This window comes from Planococcus sp. VCh962 (genome assembly GCF_057748275.1).
Genome location: NZ_JBYLHS010000001.1, coordinates 980,937 through 1,000,300 on the forward strand (window position 1 = coordinate 980,937; position 19,364 = coordinate 1,000,300).

The 19,364-nt window shown below is 42.3% G+C and carries 21 protein-coding genes; 6 read left to right on the forward strand and 15 right to left on the reverse strand.

Translation table 11 applies throughout. The annotated features are described in order from the left end of the window. The first annotated feature begins 80 nt into the window (after window positions 1–80). The 3 genes from AC3AQ9_RS04950 (at window position 81) to AC3AQ9_RS04960 (ending at window position 1,473) form a co-directional block, all read left to right on the forward strand. Complete coding sequence (locus tag AC3AQ9_RS04950) at window positions 81–212, forward strand: hypothetical protein (protein ID WP_488306332.1); 132 nt, start codon at window positions 81–83, stop codon at window positions 210–212. Between the two features lie 9 nt (window positions 213–221). Continuing rightward, on the forward strand, window positions 222–494 hold the full coding sequence (locus tag AC3AQ9_RS04955; protein WP_488306333.1) for a GNAT family N-acetyltransferase: 273 nt from the start codon (window positions 222–224) through the stop codon (window positions 492–494). 697 nt (window positions 495–1,191) lie between these two features. After that, window positions 1,192–1,473 carry a KGG domain-containing protein gene (locus AC3AQ9_RS04960; RefSeq protein WP_488306334.1) on the forward strand — a complete coding sequence of 94 codons (282 nt, stop codon included), beginning with the start codon at window positions 1,192–1,194 and terminating at the stop codon, window positions 1,471–1,473. A gap of 600 nt (window positions 1,474–2,073) precedes the next feature. On the opposite strand, the gene AC3AQ9_RS04965 is transcribed toward AC3AQ9_RS04960, so the two are convergent. From AC3AQ9_RS04965 to AC3AQ9_RS05025, 13 genes are all read right to left on the reverse strand, one after another. Further along, the gene (locus tag AC3AQ9_RS04965; protein WP_488306335.1) at window positions 2,074–2,715 is read right to left on the reverse strand and encodes a flavodoxin family protein; all 642 of its coding nucleotides are present in this window, start codon (window positions 2,713–2,715) and stop codon (window positions 2,074–2,076) included. Window positions 2,716–2,856: 141 nt separating this feature from the next. After that, complete coding sequence (locus tag AC3AQ9_RS04970; protein WP_488306336.1) at window positions 2,857–3,201, reverse strand: hypothetical protein; 345 nt, start codon at window positions 3,199–3,201, stop codon at window positions 2,857–2,859. Continuing rightward, window positions 3,174–4,178, reverse strand: a complete 1,005-nt coding sequence (locus AC3AQ9_RS04975) for an ion channel (RefSeq protein ID WP_488306337.1) — start codon at window positions 4,176–4,178, stop codon at window positions 3,174–3,176. The genes AC3AQ9_RS04970 and AC3AQ9_RS04975 overlap by 28 nt, the downstream gene beginning before the upstream one ends. A gap of 663 nt (window positions 4,179–4,841) precedes the next feature. Next, window positions 4,842–5,039: a hypothetical protein gene (locus AC3AQ9_RS04980; protein WP_488306338.1), complete on the reverse strand. Its 198-nt coding sequence runs from the start codon at window positions 5,037–5,039 to the stop codon at window positions 4,842–4,844. A gap of 67 nt (window positions 5,040–5,106) precedes the next feature. Further along, entirely contained in the window at window positions 5,107–5,694 is a 588-nt protein-coding gene (locus tag AC3AQ9_RS04985; protein WP_488306339.1) for a histidine phosphatase family protein, read from the reverse strand. A 234-nt stretch (window positions 5,695–5,928) separates the two neighbouring features. After that, window positions 5,929–6,213, reverse strand: a complete 285-nt coding sequence (locus AC3AQ9_RS04990) for a hypothetical protein (protein WP_488306340.1) — start codon at window positions 6,211–6,213, stop codon at window positions 5,929–5,931. 135 nt (window positions 6,214–6,348) lie between these two features. Further along, complete coding sequence (locus AC3AQ9_RS04995; RefSeq protein WP_488306826.1) at window positions 6,349–7,008, reverse strand: HAD family hydrolase; 660 nt, start codon at window positions 7,006–7,008, stop codon at window positions 6,349–6,351. A 51-nt stretch (window positions 7,009–7,059) separates the two neighbouring features. Next, the gene (locus tag AC3AQ9_RS05000; RefSeq protein WP_488306341.1) at window positions 7,060–7,881 is read right to left on the reverse strand and encodes a class I SAM-dependent methyltransferase; all 822 of its coding nucleotides are present in this window, start codon (window positions 7,879–7,881) and stop codon (window positions 7,060–7,062) included. A 323-nt stretch (window positions 7,882–8,204) separates the two neighbouring features. Then, on the reverse strand, window positions 8,205–8,837 hold the full coding sequence (locus AC3AQ9_RS05005) for a type 1 glutamine amidotransferase family protein (protein ID WP_488306342.1): 633 nt from the start codon (window positions 8,835–8,837) through the stop codon (window positions 8,205–8,207). 74 nt (window positions 8,838–8,911) lie between these two features. Next, a complete protein-coding gene (locus AC3AQ9_RS05010) occupies window positions 8,912–9,874 on the reverse strand; it encodes a helix-turn-helix transcriptional regulator (RefSeq protein WP_488306343.1) in 963 nt (320 codons plus the stop codon). A gap of 167 nt (window positions 9,875–10,041) precedes the next feature. Next, window positions 10,042–11,160, reverse strand: coding sequence for an aminopeptidase (locus AC3AQ9_RS05015; protein WP_488306344.1), 1,119 nt, complete (start codon window positions 11,158–11,160; stop codon window positions 10,042–10,044). A 201-nt stretch (window positions 11,161–11,361) separates the two neighbouring features. Further along, on the reverse strand, window positions 11,362–12,129 hold the full coding sequence (locus tag AC3AQ9_RS05020) for a creatininase family protein (RefSeq protein ID WP_488306345.1): 768 nt from the start codon (window positions 12,127–12,129) through the stop codon (window positions 11,362–11,364). A gap of 160 nt (window positions 12,130–12,289) precedes the next feature. Beyond that, window positions 12,290–13,192, reverse strand: coding sequence for an MFS transporter (locus AC3AQ9_RS05025; RefSeq protein ID WP_488306346.1), 903 nt, complete (start codon window positions 13,190–13,192; stop codon window positions 12,290–12,292). A gap of 640 nt (window positions 13,193–13,832) precedes the next feature. Between AC3AQ9_RS05025 and AC3AQ9_RS05030 the strand changes: the two genes are divergently transcribed. From AC3AQ9_RS05030 to AC3AQ9_RS05040, 3 genes are read left to right on the forward strand one after another with little or no spacing between them, the layout of a single operon-like run. Continuing rightward, window positions 13,833–15,896, forward strand: a complete 2,064-nt coding sequence (locus AC3AQ9_RS05030) for an ABC transporter permease (RefSeq protein WP_488306347.1) — start codon at window positions 13,833–13,835, stop codon at window positions 15,894–15,896. Further along, window positions 15,893–16,759 carry an ABC transporter ATP-binding protein gene (locus AC3AQ9_RS05035; protein WP_488306348.1) on the forward strand — a complete coding sequence of 289 codons (867 nt, stop codon included), beginning with the start codon at window positions 15,893–15,895 and terminating at the stop codon, window positions 16,757–16,759. Before AC3AQ9_RS05030 ends, AC3AQ9_RS05035 begins: the two co-directional genes overlap by 4 nt. Then, complete coding sequence (locus AC3AQ9_RS05040) at window positions 16,756–17,415, forward strand: hypothetical protein (RefSeq protein WP_488306349.1); 660 nt, start codon at window positions 16,756–16,758, stop codon at window positions 17,413–17,415. The genes AC3AQ9_RS05035 and AC3AQ9_RS05040 overlap by 4 nt, the downstream gene beginning before the upstream one ends. Before the next feature lie 841 nt (window positions 17,416–18,256). Here AC3AQ9_RS05040 and AC3AQ9_RS05045 read toward each other — a convergent pair. Continuing rightward, window positions 18,257–18,766 carry a GNAT family N-acetyltransferase gene (locus AC3AQ9_RS05045; RefSeq protein WP_488306350.1) on the reverse strand — a complete coding sequence of 170 codons (510 nt, stop codon included), beginning with the start codon at window positions 18,764–18,766 and terminating at the stop codon, window positions 18,257–18,259. Window positions 18,767–18,906: 140 nt separating this feature from the next. After that, the gene (locus AC3AQ9_RS05050; RefSeq protein ID WP_488306351.1) at window positions 18,907–19,209 is read right to left on the reverse strand and encodes a hypothetical protein; all 303 of its coding nucleotides are present in this window, start codon (window positions 19,207–19,209) and stop codon (window positions 18,907–18,909) included. Window positions 19,210–19,364: the final 155 nt, after the last annotated feature.

Below are 19,364 nucleotides of genomic sequence, written 5' to 3' on the forward strand. Positions count from 1 at the left end.
GGTTTAGATTGCTTTTTAAGCGTGTTCGCCATCTCCATACCGAAAAAGCACCAAGGGTTTGAATATAGGAGGAATTGTCGATGGTACTAACCCCATACAAAAAACCTTATGAAAAAATTGCCATGGACTTGTTGTCGTCTATGTTTAAGGAATACGAAAGAAACCAAGTGCAGCAAATAATAAAAGAATACGAAGAGAATGCAGATTTGTAGCTGTACCTGTTGAAGCAGGAAGACGATTTTGTAGGATTGATCGGGATTGAACTGTCAGATCAGCTTTTCGCTGTTCAACATATCGCTGTTCCCCCTTCTTTCCGCAACGAAGGCATCGGCCGTTTTATGATGGAAAAAGTTCTGCAGTTCCACGAACCGCGAGCTTTATGTTCAACACCCGAAACAAAAATCTTTTCTGGAAAAATGCTGGAATCTGCAGCACTCCAATTTAATTTGACGGCGTTTGGAAATGGAGAAATTTTGATATTGGAAGGTTTATGAAACGAAACCGGAAAGATGGAAACCTTATGGAGAAAGTAAAAAATGACTTGGCGGCTGCAGTGAAAAGTGTGGCTCGTCTTTTAGATGCGGACATTGAGTAACAGGCAGGACAAATCATCGTCAGAAAGAAAAGAACGTTGCAAATCCTTTCAGCCAATCGATGCTTCACTTGTAAATTTGACCACGATATTTCGTTTGAAAAGCTCCAGCGGAATGGAACTGCCTTAAATAAAGCACAGATTTTCCTGCTTCCTGAAGAATTTCCGGCCTTCTTTTGTGCTTTAAGCGAACACGGCGTTACATTTCCTCCCTATTACCGGCAATAGCAACGGGTTAACCCACACCTCGACAGTATATGTATAGAATCGTTGGAGCGTCTAGAAGATTTTGCGGAGCGATTGGCAACAGCTTTCGCTATGCTTGAGCAGTAGCCAGCCCACAGAGGAAAAATAGGAATCGAAATGCCGGGACCGTCTCAAAATGCCAGAAACGGCTGGAGCATAAAACGGATTAAAAGCCAGGCCTTGATAGAATTTGATGGGCTACATAAAACTTTCTCTTGGCTTGACAAGTAAAATCACTTGATAGAAGGTGGAAAATATTACAAGTTGTTTACAACTGCTCAAAAGGTGTTTTGAAGAGAAGTAAGCGGGAATCGAAGAGGTGTAAGCTACTACGATTTAAGGAGGAATTGGACATGGCAAACCAAAACGATGATAACAAAATGAGCCGAGAAGAAGCAGGTCGCTTAGGCGGCGAAGCAACTTCGCAAAACCATGATCAAGAGTTCTACGAAGAGATTGGCCAAAAAGGCGGACAAGCAACATCTGAGAGCCACGGCAAGGAATTCTACGAAGAAATCGGATCAAAAGGCGGACAGAACAGCAACAGCGGCGGAAACTATTCCGGCGAAGGCAAGATGAGCAAAGAGGAAGCTGGCCGCAAAGGCGGACAAAACAGCAACGGTGGAAATTCATAAAAAGAACAAGTAGAAAAAGGAGAAAGTGCACTCGGCACTTTCTCCTTTATTGATTTTCGGAAAAATGCCTTTTCCGGTTCATCCTATTACAGACTATAAAAAGACGGGCGATTTCTGAGAAGCGGTCCTTTCCGCCATTCGGCAAGTCAGGCATTCTTCTCCTTCCCTCTAATATGCCAACTACTTCTGTAAGTGATGTTGCGTAAACTATAGTTTAATAACTTTAGATTCATAAAGTTTTAATATCCATTAAGAAGGAAACTCACAATACCGCTCTCTTTACTATAAGAGCATTTAATAATTCACATAGATTATCTGCCAAATTTGAAATGCTTAATTCCTTCTTTCTTTTTGAACTTTTCCATGACCGGGAAGATCGAGCAAGATACTTGATAGAATCTCGCGAATCTATCCAGATGCATGAAACCTTGATGTTCCCTTACAGAAGGATGATGAAAATGATCGGAGGTCCATGTCCTTGAATGGAATAATAAAGAGAAGCGATTCCTCTACAACAACTGACGGCACAACTCATTCCCCCTTTTAAACGCTTTTTTAATGGACTCAATTAACAATATGTTACTTTTCAACTATTACTTTTTAATCGGGTTGTTCAATGATGTTTCCTTCGGCAGGTATCGGATTCATTTTAAAGTGTCTAGCAAAATGAATTAAATTATAGGCCATGATTTTTGCATGCTGCATGGTGAAATCATTCTGATTTCCCTCTGCCTCAATAAAAGAAGGGCCGGGGCCAGCCGGCCCTACCCAGTAAGTATCTGCGTTTGGCGGCACCATGAATCCCATATGAGAAAGTGCATATAGGATGGATTTTGCACTGTCTTTTCCGCCATCTTCGTTTCCGGTCACAATCGCTCCGCCAACCCGGTTATAGTAAATGTATTGTCCTTTTTTGTTGGTTTCGCTGCTTGCTGCATAAATCCGTTCAATGGCTTTGGTGGCATAACTGCTTTTTTCCCCCATCCAGATAGGCGTTCCAATAATCAAGATATCCGCATCCAGTATCTTCTCGTAAATTTGGGGCCACTCGTCTCCTTCCCCTGCATCAATCGCCATGGCATGTGCAATATTGTAATCAGCCAGCCGAACAATTTCTGTGGAAACCCCTTCCAAATCAAAATACTTTACGACCTCATTAATGAGTGCATCTGTATTCGAGGTTTCCGGGCTCTTTTTTAAAGTACAATTAAGGATTAAAGCGTTTAAAGTAGTATTTCCCACGATTCAACATCCTCTCTTCATTTGATCCTTATTTTTACTTACCCGAAATCAGGGATAATAGCCTTTAAATGTCTACCTGTTAGTCTCAAGAGCTGAAGAGAATATTTTCCTTACAGTAAAGAAATCAAAACCACGCTGTACTTAGACAGTAGCTTTTGATCGGTTTATTATCAGGAAAATGATGTGGAATCGCCAAAGTCGCATTTCGTCTTCTGAATCATAAAAGTTGTCGTCCTTTCTTTTTAGGAGAGAAGTATCCTCTTTTTGGATCAAAATCTTTTTAGGATCTTTGATTCCATCACTTACTTTAGTCATCACCGACTTCTTGTTTGGAAATAAAAACCTATCCGCTTTTGGCGCAAGACCAGACATAGTGGAATGCCGATGAAAGGAATAACCTGCGTGAAAGTACTGAACATAGTAACGAAAACGGCTTTCATATATGCTTTGCCGGTATTCTACTTTTCTCTTTTTTCTGATGGCCATTCTCTGACATCTTCTCGAATCAATCGCAGTAATTTTCTTCGCCGTTTTTCGAGAGTAGCGACTGCAGCCTCAAAAGCTTCATTGGCAGTTGTGGGTAAATCGGCTGCCTGAATTACAGTTAGACTGATACGGGGCGGTAATTCATCATCAGGTCTTTCAGAAGCGGGCTGGAATGTATTCAGATAGCTGTCTATGCCCGAGCGAACCTGTTGCAGCAGCAAGTGATTTGGCACATTTTCTTTCGGAATGCCATATCGATAAATTGTTAATGCATCATCCAGTTGTGCCAATGCCGGTGCTATCGCTTTTTGGGAATTTTCACTGTAGTAATACTGGAGAATTGGATACGCTTTTTTTTGTACTGCGAGACTGGCCAATTGTGAGGCAAATGTATTGAGAAGCAGATCCACATTTCGAAAGTCTTTGCCATTCCAAGAATTGATAACCATTTCTTCGCCGCTTTTCCCCATGGCCGAGATGCTGTCGGCAAATGACCGCTGTTGGGTTACAGAATTGAGAACGGAGAGTATATAAGTGACACTCATCGTAATGAGCAGCATTCCGGTTCCGGAGGCGAGGATAGAAGCCAATTGCCATCCCCCTTCCTTCGGGCTGTATTCCCCATTTCCTAATGTAATGATGATATAGCCGGTGTAGTAAATCCTTTCCACCCATGAAATCGGTTCATTGTCTGTTGAATCCGATATGGAGCTTTCGCTTCCTGCAAATATGAGCGTCCAGCCCATCCATAGCATTAAAATCCACAACATAAGGGTCATCGTGATGATGAGCGGGCCGGAAAGGCTGAGGAGTTTCGGCATTTTTTTGCTCAATCTCTTCAAACTCTTCCACATTGCGGTGGTCAACCGATCGGTAATTGGACCGGCTCCCCCGTCTACCCACAGTGTAGTCCATAAAAAATCTAGGATTCCTGCTGTCAGCAAGAGAATCCCTGCTATAAAGTAAAACGTTTCCACTTCTATTCCTCCATTTCTTCTTTACTCCTTCTCTACCCGTTCATTCTTGAGTTAATAGCTCCTGAAGCTAACAAGTTTCTCTTCAATTTACCGGATTTTACTTCCTTATCCTTTGAATTCCGAGATTCGGCAGAAAGCAGATAATAAATAGTTGGCCATACTCCATACTGCGGACTGTATGGAGTAAAGTATTTCTCGAAAATTAGTCCTGCTTGTTGCGCCATTTTCATTATGAAATCATGCCGTTTTTCCCGCCTGTAAGTTTCGACGAAAAAACCTACACTTCATTTTCTGCATTTAATCGAAGATGCTTTTTGTTGACACTATAGTCTCTGCAATGAACACATTGTCCGCCTTGGAAATCTTCGCTTTCTACTCTTTACTGGCAAATTAGAACACTTCCTAAATAATTATTAGCAGCTGATATAAATTACTTGAATCAACGGAATAAGATTTTCTGTATAAAATAGATGATTTCCACTCACTATAGTGGAACTGGAAATTCACGTTCCTTTGACATCGAAAAAATATCTATAATCTTACTCTGTTAAAGCGTTTGTAAAAGAACAGTTGGACGAACAAAAAAGGAAAGAAACTTCATGTAAAGATTCTTCCCTTCCGATAACGTCATGACATGTAAACCTTATTTCAACTTACTTCTTACTAATTTTGCTCTAAAAGTTTAGAAATGATTTCATCACTACCGGGCATAAGCATAAATAGTGAGCCCACAATAAAGAAGACTCCAAGCACGAACAGCATTATGACAATTTTAGTAGCAAGCAAAACATCTTTCTTTAAAGCTCCTATTACAAGAAAAGAAATGCCTATAAAGAGTAATAACAAATACCAAAATCCCATTTCATCGCACCTTTCTGTAATTTTTAGACTGTAGTTAGATGATTACTGCAAATGCAGTAAAGGAGCTCTAATGATCAGCTCCCATACTTTCACTCCATAACCTTTGAACACTCAGTAGTTCATGTCCTTCGAATTCCATTTTATAGATATCGGGTTTAGATGTATTCTGTAAGAAATTTAAATCGTATTTGTGGTCATAAAAGCCCATCATTAACGTCATTACGGCTCCATGAGTACCTATTGCAACTTTTTTCTCTTTGTATGTATTTAACAATTCTTTTAATACTTTCACAGCTCTTTTTTGACACTCAACATTTGATTCCCCTCCCTCTAAAGCGTAATTCGGCTCTAAAAACGACTTCTCTAATAGGGGAAGCAATTCCTTATCGGAGACTCGCTTATTTTCTGAGGAAAATTTTCTTTCTTTTAATTCTTCGAATACCAACACTTCTTTCCCTATTTGTTGAGCTAATTTTTCAATAGTTAATATCGAACGTAAGTATGGACTTGAAATGACAGCATCAATTTCTTCGTCTTTCAATATTGCAGCGACTTGTTGAGCATCAGTTTGACCTTTTTCCGTTAACCCTCTTGTTCTCTCATTTCCTTCCTTTGGCGACTCGCCATGCCTAACCATATAAATAAACGTACTCAAAATAAAACTCCCCCTATTTTTATTTAAGATTTACTGATGAAAAGAATAGATGTTAATTAGGATAACCGTATACAAAAGTCTTTCACATAAAAAAAAAGAGAAAAATTAGCTTTGATTTGCCATCTCTCCCCTTTCTATATTTTCATTTGCTTCTTTAACTAAAACACCTCGTCAGTTATACTTAGCGATTTATCTGATCATCTCTAATTATATAAATGATGGCACCATAGGTAATTAGTTTTTGTTTTTCAGTTCTAAAAAGATAGGAGTTAGATTTAACAAAATCGACAGTATCGCCAGAACCCATAACGCTGCTGCCATCGTAGGCACTACATCTAATAAAGCAGACCAATCTTCCGCCTTTACCCAATTGGACACCATGCTATAATCTGCAACAACTGACAGTGTTGTAAAGGATAACCCCATTGCCATCGCCAATTTATACTCTTTGCCTGTTGCATACAGATAAAGATTTATACAAGTTGCTGCTATAGCGATAAGTCCTAATAGGAACCACATAATTACGCCTCCATTGTATTTCTTTTTAAGATGAACTTTTTTCCAAAATGTTAAGAGGTTTGGCTATTCTATTTTGAAATTCTGCCATAAGCAAAAAGATTGAAACGTTACATCCATTTTTAGGTGAATCAAACATTAGACAGGCAATACAGGCAACAGATCGATCAGTTCGGCCAAATCCTCAATGACGAAATCTGATTGGACGAGTTCCTCTTCCTGCGCAAAATCGAACCGGCATCCGACAGCCGTTAAGCCATTCCTTTTTGCGGCATGAATATCGGATAACCGATCACCTATGACAGCCCCGCCTTCAATCCCATACTTCTCAACGATTGTTCGAACCAGTTCCCCTTTATCCAAGGAAGGAATTTGCTGAATGCTGAATGTTTCGGTCACCCATTGGTCCAGCCGGTAGAATGCCACAATGGCAGCCAAATAGGCAGTTAAGCCATTACTGGCTATGTAGATGGCATTTCCTTCGCTCTTTAAGTGCGTAAACAACTTTTCCACATTCGGATACAACGCCCCGTTTCCACTTTCAATGTGCTGGATCAACCGTTCATGGAAATAGGCATTGGCATCTTCCCGTATTTCAAGTGAGTGATTCGGCAATAGCTCCTCCCAAACTTTCGACAGTGGAACGCCCATGATTCGCCGGTATTTCTCAATCGGCGTCCCCGCATCCCATAGGTTCAACGTTCTCAACCGGACAAATGTATCGCTGAGTGCCAGTTCCAATATCTTATCGGTTTGAAACAGTGTGCCATCCATATCAAAAATAAATATTTTCATTATATCCCCCTAAGCTGTCAGAAAGCACCCCAAGTTTTTTTCTCATGGTGCCTTCTATCTTTTCACTCCGCACGCCATCACAAAAATCATCATCGCATAGGCATCCGGATCTTCCACCAACTGATTCGCCACATTTCGGATTGCCGAGTATTCGCTCTCGCTCAAGATGCCATTCCGGTAAAAGCCTTCGAACCGACTGGCATCAAATTGGATTTGAAACCCTTCGACTCCTGACAGATCACTATGGACAGCCACCGTTTCCAACTCGATTTCCGTAAATCCCGTTTTTTCCAAGAGGCGTGGCAGGGTACGCCCAATGAGCCGGTTTCCTCCGGCTTTGCCTTGCATCTCGGTGAATTTTCGAGCGATGGACTGGAACCCGTCAATGTCCGGCTGAACGATTCCAAAGATGCCATCATCGATATCGATAATGACCAATTTTCCACCTGGCTTCAATACGCGCTGCAGTTCGAGAACTGCTTCATTCGGCTTGAGCAGATGAAGAAAGAGCATACGGGCCACGACAAAATCATAGCTGCTGTCCGGAAGTCCGGTATCATATACCGAAGCTTGGACAAACTCTACGTTTTGTTGCGTTTGTTCATCCAACAACCCTGTCGCATGTCTTAGCATATCCCCGTCCAGATCCAGTCCGGTGATCGGACTACTCGGCATTCGTTTGGCCAGTTGTTCCGTGACGAAGCCCGGACCACAGCCGACTTCGAGTATGCTCATCCCGTCCTGTAAGCCAAACCACTGCAGGTTCCGGAACTCCTTCACCCATCCCATCATCGCTTGCATTTTCAAGCGCTGCACTTCTGCACTCCATCCAATGTTGGCATTGCCTGCCTGATACGTCGATTGATAAGAATCCATCTTCTTCCTCCTTATTATAAAGAATGGAAAATCATCGTCATGATAGTAACGTATTCAGCCTACTTTTTGTTTCTAATATTCTAAAAATTTGATGCGGTTTTCATACACATGAAAACGTTCGTAGAAGTTCACTTAACGAACGAAAAAAGGAAGGGCCTTTCTATGAAGACTCTTCCTTACCGATAATCCCACATATGTTAACTAACTATGGTCTACATGGGGTGGCGTCAGGAAAATTCGGATTTACAATGATAAGGAAATCCTAAATTAAAAAGCCCAATTCTCTACAAATCAACATAGAGAAATTGAGCTTTTCAGTTGCTTCATTTATTTATTGAATTCATTAACTGGAAGAAGTATTCGGATTTATGAGTCTTATTTAGGTTGTACCATGAATGTAATGCATCGGGTGTAAAGACATCTAATTTTTTCAGTACTTCCCTTGCAAGTTCTAGTGGAGCTATTCCTGATGCAGTAACTAAATTCGCATCAGATACCGCAGGTTGCATCTCATAGAACTTTTCTCCTTGGTAATTTGGACAGACCATTTTAGTATATTCCAAGTTATTGCTTGTATGCTTTCTGGTATCTAAGTATCCCATATTCGCGAGGCCCTCGATTGCACCACAAATTGCAGCAACAACAGTGCCAAGCTTTAGAGCCTGGCCAATTCTTTCCAACATAGGTTGATGAATTTCTTCATTCCAAGTAGTTCCTCCCGGTAAAATTAAAAGATCTTTGCTTTCAAGAGTACATTCTTCAAGGGAAATATCCGGTTTTATGCTCAGTCCTCCCATCGTAGTAATCATTTCTTTATTAGCTCCTATTGTAATTACTTTTAAAGGTGCTACATCTTTTTTGAAATATCTTCCTGAGTTTAGTTCAGCCATTAGATATCCATATTCCCAGTCCGACATTGTATTAAATACATATAGAAAAACTTTTTTTGTTTGCATCCAATAACACTCCAATCACAATTGATACTGTAATTATAAAATACCTTCCCTGACAGCTAGCGTCAGGGAAGGTATCATACTTCATAAAATTTAATTAATTCCGACAGAACTTCAACAAGTTTTTTCTTAAGACATATTGGCTCAATTACTTTAATGGTTTTATTGTAAGGTAAAAGTAAATAAGGTACATATGTATGGATCACATCTTTTTCAAGCAGAAAAATTGCTTGATTTGAAGTCCGTTCTTGTAAATAATGTCCTAAAAACCAATGTTGGCATATATCATCCAGTACACTTTTATCCCCAGTAAGAACCAATGGAATAATCCCTTCCTTATCTTTTAGAGTAGGAAGAAGATTTTTTATAAAAAAGTCACGTGCTGAAAAATTATCTGGCCGGTTAAACCTATGTTCGGTTAGCACAAGACTTTCAATTCGATCTACTCTAAAACTACGGATATCATTCCTAAGATGACAAAATCCAATCACATACCACTTATTATTCCAATAGATGATTCTGTACGGATCAACCAATCTATCATTTAATTGCTTTGCGCCACTTTTAAGATAAAGAATCTTTACGGAGTGTCCGTCAGCTACGGCCTGCTCCAACTCCTTCAAAAAAAGTTCCATAGAAAATGAATCTGATCGGCTGATTACTTCAAGACTCGTTAAATGTTGATTTATCTTTGTTTCCTGTTCTTGATTGGAGTAGTTATTTAGTTTTGAAATGGCCCTATTCAGTGCTTCGCCGCCATAATAGCCGGCTTCTGCTGCAAAAACAGCAGCGTGAACTAGGGAAGTTTGCTCCTCAAAATCAAAAAAAAGAGGCGCCTCAATAAAATTGTTCAATAAAGTATACCCACCGTTATGTCCAGGTTCTGAAATGATCGGTACGCCGCTTGTTGAAATTGTATCAATATACCGATACACAGTTCTTATGTTCATCTCCAACTTTTCTGAAATTTGTTTTGCAGTAACTTTTTCACCTGAACGAAGCATCCATAGAATTGCTAACATATTGTCCATTTTAGGCATACGGTTCCTCCTTTTTATGAAATTTATTTTCTATTATATATTTCCTATTTTTGGTATAACCCATCAACTGTTCCTTTCCGATAGTTTTCTATATGATGAAAAAAAACCAATCTTTCTTACTTCCTTTAATTCATGATATGTGAACTAGTCATTCAGTACAGTAGTTTCTATTCTTCCAAGAGTTTTTCTGGGTTTAGTCCACTTAAAAGTGGCAGCACAAAGTGACCATCTTTCCGGATCAGCGTGCCATCAAAATAAATTTCCCCTCCGCCATAGTCCGCGCGCTGTATCGAAATCAAATCCCAATGAATCGCTGATTGATTGCCATTATCCGCTTCATCAAAACAACTGCCTAAAGCCAGATGAAAGCTCCCATCAATTTTTTCATCAAATAACGTATTGTTCATCGGAAATTGTACTTTCGGATTAAAGGCCAAGGCAAATTCACCGACATAGCGTGCGCCTTCGTCTGTATTCAAGATGTCATTCAATTTCTCCGTATGATTGGCACTCGCTTTTATGACTTTTCCATTTTCAAAAGTTAAGGAAATATTCTCGAATACGACTCCATGCAAGGTAGATGGCGTATTGAAGGTAATCCGGCCATTTACAGAATTCCTGATTGGAGCTGTATAGAGTTCCCCATCGGGTATGTTATCGATTCCATCGCCTTTGATGACGCCGATTCCCTCAACGGAAAAAGAAAGGTCCGTTTCCGGTCCCTTGATTTCTACCAGTTTGGTTTTTTCCATGTATTCTTTCAACGGATTCATGGCTTCCGAAAGCTTTTTATAATCAAAGGTGCAGATTTCAAAGTAAAAATCCTCAAAAGCTTCAGTACTCATTTTGGCTTCCTGCGCCATCGCAGCATTAGGAAGACTTGTCGTCACCCATTTTTTCGTGTAAATTGCTTCTGATTGCAACTTACCATAGGTCTTCCCGTAAAGCGCCATTTGATCGCTCGAGATATCCGAAAGCTCCGAGGAGTTCAAGGGGCTTCTTAAATTGATGTAGCCATCCATCTTCTTTAAGCGATCTATTTCCCATTCGGCTAGAACTTCAAACTGCTCTTTCGTCCCCCCAAGAACGAGCTGTCTTGTAACCTCCGCATTCCGTAGATCGGTATGGACAAACCCACCGGCTTTGTGGATTTCAATGATCAGGGCTTTCACCATCCCGATGTCGATTTCTGTGACGGCTTGTATCAGTATATGTTCGTTTGGCTGCACCTTAATGGAGTGGTTAACCAACAAGTTAGCCAGCCTTTGTATCCGCGGGTCTTTCATCATCGTGCTCCTTGTAATTCAATTTTTTTACAGCAAGTAATAAATCAATCATAGGTGTGATTGGTTATTGTTATCTTCAACATTTTTTCGTATATTTTTACAATACAATTCAAGTAACGTTAGAATAATTACTCCTTCTGATAACTACCAATATGTAAACTTTTATACTCCATATTCTGTCTAAAAAGCACTGAGCTGCTATTACGACATCTTCCTTCTAAATGCATCGTCAAGTATGGTTTTCAAATTTTCGCTTCTCTTGCCGATATAAAAAGTCCAAAATTTTTCTCCTATTTCAGCCAGCTGCGCTGAAGTGTATTTGTCATCTTCAAATTTACCCCAACACCCGTCTTCCGTTAATTTGTCCCAGAAGATATAATCTGCAAATTTTTTGTTCTCTCGTGGCACATCAGACCCCATGGGTTTTAATTCGACTAAATCCGGGCAAAGCCACATGGCTGTACTTACAGACAATAAGCCGGCATGCATTTCATCTAGGCCTTGCAATCCCGAGTGCTGCAAAGCTTCTTCCCAAGCGAGATGGCGATGGGTCGTGATTAGAACCAAATGAGGGTACTTAAAGTTGATTTGTTTTACAAACGCTGATTCCCAATAGGCTCCGCCGTGACCGTTGCACAACACAAACTTCTTGAATCCTTGCCGGGCTAAATTCACGATGATTTCCTCCAGCATGGCGGTTAGGACCGCCGGACTGACCGTAATGGTCCCTTTGCAGTTTGCATGTTCTTCGGAAGTGTTGAAAGGAAGGGTCGGCAGTACATAGGCATTTAATGCTTCCCCGAAAGCCGCCGCATATTTCTCGGCAATCAACGTGTCCAAATGCATCGGAAGGTAAGGACCGAATTGTTCGGTCGCCCCTACCGATACGATGGCAGTTTCCGTTCCGCTCGCTTCAAGTTCGGCAGTGGAACTCTTGTAACTTAGCATGCAATCTTTATTGGTTAACATGTTCTCTTTCCCTTCCAAGTAGAATCTATATTTTTAACAACAGCAAGCATCCGTAAACGTACAGGTTCACAGACCAAAGGGAGAGAAGATGGGCTTCGAACAGCCTCTTCTCTCCCTTTGTATTCATGCCGTTTCTCGAAATTCCTGATATGCAAACGAATTACCTGCTTTGAAACTGCATATTAATTTTCGATTCCCTTTGTGCAGTGACAGGTTTTATCGGAAGTAAACTTCCGACTAACGCGACAGCAGCACATGCTAAAAACATTTTTTCAAATCCAAACACCGCTATTCCTGCTATGCTGCTGAAAATAATCAAGTCACAAACCGAGTCAATAATGGACAGCAGTGAGATCGTGATGGCTCTTACATGAGATGGAATGATGTCGTTGGCTAACTTTGCGTATATCGGATAGCGAACCGTGCGCACAAAGCGAAGAAGTACCATAATGATGAGTAACATCCAGAGCGTTTCCCGGTAATAAGCAACTAATAGCAAGCCCGCTACACCCATTCCACCCGTTACATACAATACCGTAATCCGGGAAAAACGAGACGTGATCCAGCCGATCGACCGGGAGATAAAAAAGCTGAAAATGGCGAGCCCCGCAAAGACAAATCCCATCAAATAAACGGGTAACTCCGCATCGCTGAGCAGTTTGTCACCAAAATTATCAAATATCGCGGCCGTCGGAATGAAGACCAGCGTAATATTCAAGAACATCCATAATACTTGGGGCGTCCTCTTTATCGCTAGCACCCCTTCTTTCACTTGATTGAAAGGTTTGTCACGGTAGTTGCCTTGAGTGGCAGGGTTTTTGACGAAAAACAGCAAACCAATTTGAATGGACTGAAAAACGATGCCCAATGCAATCAGCAGCACAAACTGCTCATTGGTTAAATCTTTTGCCAGTATGGCACCCAAGATGAGGACGACCACCATGACGATAAATTGCGCCGACTGGATAAATCCCAGTGCTTTATCCATCCTGTTTTCTTCATGGGACTCTTTCAACGATTCATAGATCAATGCTTCATCTGCCCCGCTAAAAAATAACCTCAAATAACATCAAATTTGATTTTGAAAGATATAATGTCTTCTAATCGCTCTAAGTAAAAGGGGATGGAAAATAGAACTAAGAGTGTGCCCTTAGCTTTCCTTTTATCATATAAATTTTCTTGAATATTATTCAGCGATTAATGAATGTCATCATATCCAATCAAAACCTCGTTTCGTATATTTTTACAGATAATTATAAATTATATAAAAACTATTGTGCATTTGCAATAGCACCTAAGGTGACAAATGATAAAGAGAGAATCGTCCGCTTCTTACCCTTCATATTCAAGTAGCTTCAAATAAATGGGGATTGGCAAACTAGAGATTAATCAAAATACATATCAACATAAGGTCAATTTATCTGCTAGAACATTTTAAAGTGTCCGTTTCAACTTCCTATTCTATCTCATTTTTAGAAAAATATTGATTTTTACGTCAATAACCAACATGATGTAGAGAGTGTGAAGCAGGAGAATAAGACCTAGAGAGAATAAGCGAAGAACAGGACTAAAGCGAAGAATTTTGAAAACAACTAGAATCGTCACCTCTTCATCGCTGCTGGACCGATTGGCACTTTCCAGCATCCGACTATAAATCATTGCATTTCGGTAGATTTCTAAGAAAGCGCAGGTGTCGCCTGGTTATGAAGTTATTCCTGAACCTTTTTGTCTTTTATTCCAAGCAATTAGTGAAAAGCCCTTTCTACATGGGAACCCTAATCTTTATGGTTGGGATGCTGCTGACCCGTTTTGTGGTCAATCGCAATGAAGTCTTCGACTATATGCGTTACGGCAGCTTTGTCGGCGAGATGATGATGATTGTGCAAGCCGTCCTGTTGCTGCTGATCGTCTATTTTTACCGGGCCTTCTCCAACGAATTTCGCTTTGGCGCCAGTAACCTGTTCCTCGGGGCTTTCCGTGTCACGCTGCTGAAAATCGGCGCCTTATTCTGCTCCCATGCCTTGTTTACGGCTGTTTCGATCGGATTGCAGGTCGTCCTGCTCTTCAGCTATTTCCACCTTTCCGGCATCCCGTTTTCATCTTTCTATACGCAAAGCGCTTCCTACACGATCGTTTACTGGTACCTGCCTTTCCTGTTGGCTTTTGGGTTGGGGATCCTGACGGCGCTGCTATTTGGCAAAAACAAGTTGGGGCTGGTCTTCATGATCGTCATCTGGTTGGCGATTGGTCCGATGAACACCACCCTTTTTCACCGGTATTTCCATCAAATCGCCTTCTCGGACCTGGAAAGCTTGCTCTATATCGGCCCGTTGAGCAGCGACTCCCCTTTCATCGATTTACTGGGATACAATGTGTCACTCGCTGCTTACGCGAAGATCGTTTTTTGGATCGTGGCGGTTGTGGTTCTCATTTTCCTGACGTTGATGAAAACCACCCGGACTGTTCGGGAAAAAATGACGCTGACGGCCTTATCCCTTTCGCTGATCCTGGCAAATGCCCTCCTTTTCCCGCACATTTTTAACGGCGGCAAATTGGCCTTCAGCTTTGCGGACTTGGAAGCGGAAGCCCACTATTACAAGGATGGACACGACGAGATGGAGACGGCCTACCTGCAGTACCATGTGGAGGATTACGCCATCCAGTTGGATGCCCATGGTCCCGTCACGGCTCAAACCACCGTGACCCTCTCGGATATCCGGACAAAGACCCTTGGCTTCGTCCTCTATCATGCGTTTGAAGTCACCCAGGTGACGGACCAACAGGGACAACCTCTGCCGTTTACGACTCAAGGCGATTTTGTCTTGGTGGAACGGAATGCGGAGCGCTTAAACGATATAATGACGTTCTCCTATGACCTGAACGATTCGGCGCTGGTGCCAGTCTCAGAAGACTACCTGTTCCTGCCGAATGCATTCAGCTGGATTCCCGCCAAAACGAGCCATGCACCTTTCGCGTTCGACACGATAACCGGCGAAGGGGTGGACATTCTCTCCGTCCAAACGGATCAGCTGATTCCGTACACCCTTACTGTGGAAGGCGAGTTGCCGCTTTACACCAATCTGACGGCAGACGGGGAAAACCGCTACAGCGGTGAAGTGGCCGGCGGCGTGACCGTACTTGGCGGCATGCTGACGGAGACGGAATTGGGTGAACAAACCGTCCTCCATCCCAATTCCTGGTCCGACATTTCCGCCGATTGGAAGATTTTCGAACCATCTTTGGCTCGCGTCCATCAGGAATTGCTGGAAATGTTCCACTTGGATTATAAAAAATTACCGGACCAAATCGCGTTGCTGGCACTCCGGCAGGAATGGTATACCGGTTACTTGAGCAGCGATCATTTGCTGTTCTTAAGTGGCAACCATTTGAATATCAGTTCTGCTACTCATGAGATCCCGGGCATTCACCTGAATGCTGTGCTGTGGAATCACGATGAACGGATCGGGATGTCACCCGAACAGATCCTGGTCTTCAATGAAATGCTCACACTTCTTTTACAAGAGGAAACAGGTCTCATATTGGATCCGGGTTTCAGCCCACCCATTGTGCCTTCTTTTGCGGTCATGGAGAAACACCCAGAGGAAATCCAAGCGGTGATCGCCCAAATTTACGCGGACTTCTATTCACTGAAGAAAAACGAGCAAAAAGAATTTCTGGTTCTGTGGTACACGGAAATGGAGCAGGTGTCCGGCAGCTGGCTAAAACCCGCACAGCTCCTAGAAGAATTCAAGGGAGGAAAAAGATGATAACGATTAATGGCGTGTCGAAGCGGATGAAAAAGCATCACATTCTGTCGGATGTCTCGTTGCAGATAGAAGGGATCTACGGCTTGATCGGCCCGAATGGCGCCGGGAAGACGACGTTGATGAAAATCCTGTCGAGCCTGATTTCCCTGAATGCCGGCCAGGTGGAAATGAACGGGGAAAATTACCGCAAAGGCAAGTACGTCAAACAGAATACGTTGATTGGCTATTTGCCGCAGGACTTCATGGTCTACCCCAACATCGGTTTGGAAGAAGCGTTGGACCACATTGCGATGCTGCAAGGGATGATGAACAAACAAGAACGGCAATTGAAAGTCCGGCAAGTCATCAAACAAGTGAATCTTCAGGGACACGAAAACAAAAAGATGATCGAGCTTTCCGGCGGCATGCGGAAACGGGTAGGAATTGCCCAATTGCTGATGGGAAACCCCTCAATTCTCCTTTTCGATGAACCGACGGCAGGGCTGGACATCGAGGAACGGATTCGCTTCCGGAACCTTCTCCGCAATCTCGGAACAGAACGGACCGTCGTCATATCCTCGCACATTGTGGAAGATATCGAATTTTTATGCACGAAAATCGGCGTGTTGAAAGAAGGCCGTGTGTTATTTGAAGGCTCGCCGGCAGAACTGAAAGCTCACGCCAGCGGACAGGTATGGGAATACCAAGTTGCGCCGAACGACTTGGACGCCATCATGAACCAAAAAGAAGTGGTGCAAATCACAGAGGAAAGCAACGGGATGAACATTCGGGTCTTTTCAACGAAAAGCGAAAGCGGTGCAACATCCGTCGAACCCCGATTGGTGGATGGCTATCTGGCTGTCGTCAAAGGAATGGGCCGATGAAAGACTTCATGGAAAGCATTTACCAATCCTTCCGATTTGACCGGAAAACGATGGGCTTGACCTTTTTCGTCCCGGTCCTCGTGTTTATGATCGCCTTGATTTTCATTCTCTTCTTCCCAAGGGAAGAGACCGGGATCTACAACAACCTGATCATCATCCAAGGGGTGTTCATCCCCTTCTCCAGTTGGTGGCTCATGTACCGCCTAAGCGAAATGTATGAGGAAGGCGCACAGGAAACCTTGGTTCCTTATTACGCCAAGCGATTCCCAGTAGACTTTATCCGCTACTATTTCGTGAATGCCGTCGGCGTCCTGTTGCTAAGTGCCGCTTTTGTCCTGAAATACGGCATTGAGGACCTGTCGTTAGTGAACTTTCTCCATTTCTTTTTGCTGCTGCTGTTTTATCTGTTTTTAGGCACCTCCCTGATTGTCTGGATCAAGAACATCGAGATTGCACTTACGGTGGTGCTCATTTTCACGGTTCTTGAAGTGGTGACCCTGGGCGAATACATGCCGTGGCCACACGTCTTCCTGTTCCAACCCCCGGTCTGGGACCCTTTCCTGTCGGCTAAATTCACTATTTTATCAGTGACGATTGGCGTCCTAGCATTGTTCACCGTTATTTTTCTGAAACGGACGGATAGAAAACCTTCATAATGGAGTCGTTGTAAAAAGAATAAAGGATATAAAAAGCAGAGGGCTGCTCTTAAAAAAGAGTGTGTTTCCTCTGCTTTCTTATCTTGCCTAATCAAACTTTTCTTCATAATAATTCCTGATATGTAAACACATAGCTCTCGAAAATCCATTTTTAAGGTCTTGCAGAACAGCAAATTGAATGTATTATTTTTCTAGCAAATTCACTTTCTCTTGCAACTCTTCGGTTTCATTAAAATATGAGTTCTGAATGTAACTTAATTTATAATAAGTTACACTCGAAATCCTTATATAAATCTAGGCAAATTACTTTTGTTGAACATCTCTTTGTATGACGGAAATCCTTAGAGGTTCCGTCGATATCACATCAATCGTGTAATTTAAAGCATTTATTCCGTAATGTTTGTATGGCCCAGGACGCACCTCGTCAGCTGTGGTCTCGATCTCAATAAAGTCAATGTATCGGGATTTTGAATAAAGCGAAAAACCTCGCCCTTCATAAAACTCGTACTTGTCCAAAGCAGTGAAACTCTCGTTTAGAACCGAATAAGCAATGTACCAATCAAATTCAACTTGAAGAATGTGGAGGGTTTCATCCACATCAAAGGCGTCATACGACGAAAAAGTATCATTCTCACCAATTGGAGTTCCAGGTATTTCAACAGTCAATATCCACGATAAAGGCGTTGTCTTCGGGTTCAAACAATGAATTCAAATAAAGATAGCCTTGGTATTGAAGCAGTGCAGAATAATTCATAAAAATCCGCTTCTTCAAATTATATTACTAATTTATCAGCTGTTGAATGTAACTTAATTCACAACTCTTTAGAAATTTAGGGATGAGTCATTTTATTATGGCGAGGTCTTCCCATCCATATGCGACTTCGATCAACCGTTTGCCTGAGATTTCCAGTGATTGGCTGTCCACCACCTTGCCGCCCATCTTTTCATAAAACCCGCAAGAGCGATTCTCCTTCAACACCCAGATGAGCATCGAATTCAGGCCTTGGTTCTTCAAACCGTTGACCACTTCTTTTAGCAGCAATTTGCCGACGCCTCGGGATTGATGCTCTTGTCGTATGTAGATGGAATAGACTTCACCGTCCAGCTTGTCATAGTTCCCCGTCCTTTCTTTGCCGCCGTCCGCAAAACCGATGATTTCTCCCTCTTCGTCTTCTGCGACAAAGACATCGCCATTTTCAAGATTCTGTTGCCATAATTGTTCCCTGGCACCGTATGTCAGCTGTTTCAAGTAGTCGTCCGGAACGAGGTTTCGATACGTAGTCCTCCAGCTATCCACATGAACTTGCGCTATTCCCCTTGCGTCCAAAAAAGTGGCTTTTCTGATGTTCATTTCCCTTCTCCTTCTGCCCGTGGTCATTCCTCCGGCGGTCAATGGGCTGCGTTTTGGAGCAGATCTTTCAACGTTCGAACAGGAAAAAAAGCATCTTCCTATAAGCCCGCGTCAACGTTCTTCTTTTCCACGGTCTCTATTTAAAATTTCATCTGGTCCACATCCCAGATATCCGCCTCCGTATTTGACGACACGATTATTCTTAACTTTTGGCCCACCTTGTATTTGCCTATACCCTCGATGGGTATCTCGTAGCGATTCCCTTCTCTTCTGCCCGCATCTTCTCCGCCCTCTTCTTTTACAACAAGAGTTTCTTCTTCGATGAGTTTTTCTTGGATAATTCCTTCAAATACGAAATCCACTTGATATTCATTTGAACAACCGACCATCCCGCTTAAGATCAAGCTAATCAAAAGCCCCTCAGCTATCTTTTTGGTCCTCATGACGACCCTCCATCATTTGTCATTCCTTAAGGTGATTTTATTAGAAAATTAAATCAACAGGACCCTATAAGACTTAGCTGTTCCACCTTGCAGAAGCAGTGTCCTCATTTACCGGTCGCAACAGAGCACATTACTCCCTGTGTTCAGCCTCTTCC

Excerpts from the sequence above, each read along its gene's own strand:
- AC3AQ9_RS05005 (WP_488306342.1), bottom strand. The coding sequence starts at position 8,837 with ATGCAAACAAAAAAAGTTTTTCTATATGTATTTAATACAATGTCGGAC.
- AC3AQ9_RS04950 (WP_488306332.1), top strand. The coding sequence starts at position 81 with ATGGTACTAACCCCATACAAAAAACCTTATGAAAAAATTGCCATGGAC.
- AC3AQ9_RS04970 (WP_488306336.1), bottom strand. The coding sequence starts at position 3,201 with ATGGCCATCAGAAAAAAGAGAAAAGTAGAATACCGGCAAAGCATATAT.
- AC3AQ9_RS05010 (WP_488306343.1), bottom strand. The coding sequence starts at position 9,874 with ATGCCTAAAATGGACAATATGTTAGCAATTCTATGGATGCTTCGTTCA.
- AC3AQ9_RS05015 (WP_488306344.1), bottom strand. The coding sequence starts at position 11,160 with ATGAAAGACCCGCGGATACAAAGGCTGGCTAACTTGTTGGTTAACCAC.
- AC3AQ9_RS05030 (WP_488306347.1), top strand. The coding sequence starts at position 13,833 with ATGAAGTTATTCCTGAACCTTTTTGTCTTTTATTCCAAGCAATTAGTG.
- AC3AQ9_RS04960 (WP_488306334.1), top strand. The coding sequence starts at position 1,192 with ATGGCAAACCAAAACGATGATAACAAAATGAGCCGAGAAGAAGCAGGT.
- AC3AQ9_RS05050 (WP_488306351.1), bottom strand. The coding sequence starts at position 19,209 with ATGAGGACCAAAAAGATAGCTGAGGGGCTTTTGATTAGCTTGATCTTA.
- AC3AQ9_RS05020 (WP_488306345.1), bottom strand. The coding sequence starts at position 12,129 with ATGTTAACCAATAAAGATTGCATGCTAAGTTACAAGAGTTCCACTGCC.
- AC3AQ9_RS05035 (WP_488306348.1), top strand. The coding sequence starts at position 15,893 with ATGATAACGATTAATGGCGTGTCGAAGCGGATGAAAAAGCATCACATT.
- AC3AQ9_RS05000 (WP_488306341.1), bottom strand. The coding sequence starts at position 7,881 with ATGGATTCTTATCAATCGACGTATCAGGCAGGCAATGCCAACATTGGA.
- AC3AQ9_RS05045 (WP_488306350.1), bottom strand. The coding sequence starts at position 18,766 with ATGAACATCAGAAAAGCCACTTTTTTGGACGCAAGGGGAATAGCGCAA.
- AC3AQ9_RS04990 (WP_488306340.1), bottom strand. The coding sequence starts at position 6,213 with ATGTGGTTCCTATTAGGACTTATCGCTATAGCAGCAACTTGTATAAAT.
- AC3AQ9_RS05040 (WP_488306349.1), top strand. The coding sequence starts at position 16,756 with ATGAAAGACTTCATGGAAAGCATTTACCAATCCTTCCGATTTGACCGG.
- AC3AQ9_RS04980 (WP_488306338.1), bottom strand. The coding sequence starts at position 5,039 with ATGGGATTTTGGTATTTGTTATTACTCTTTATAGGCATTTCTTTTCTT.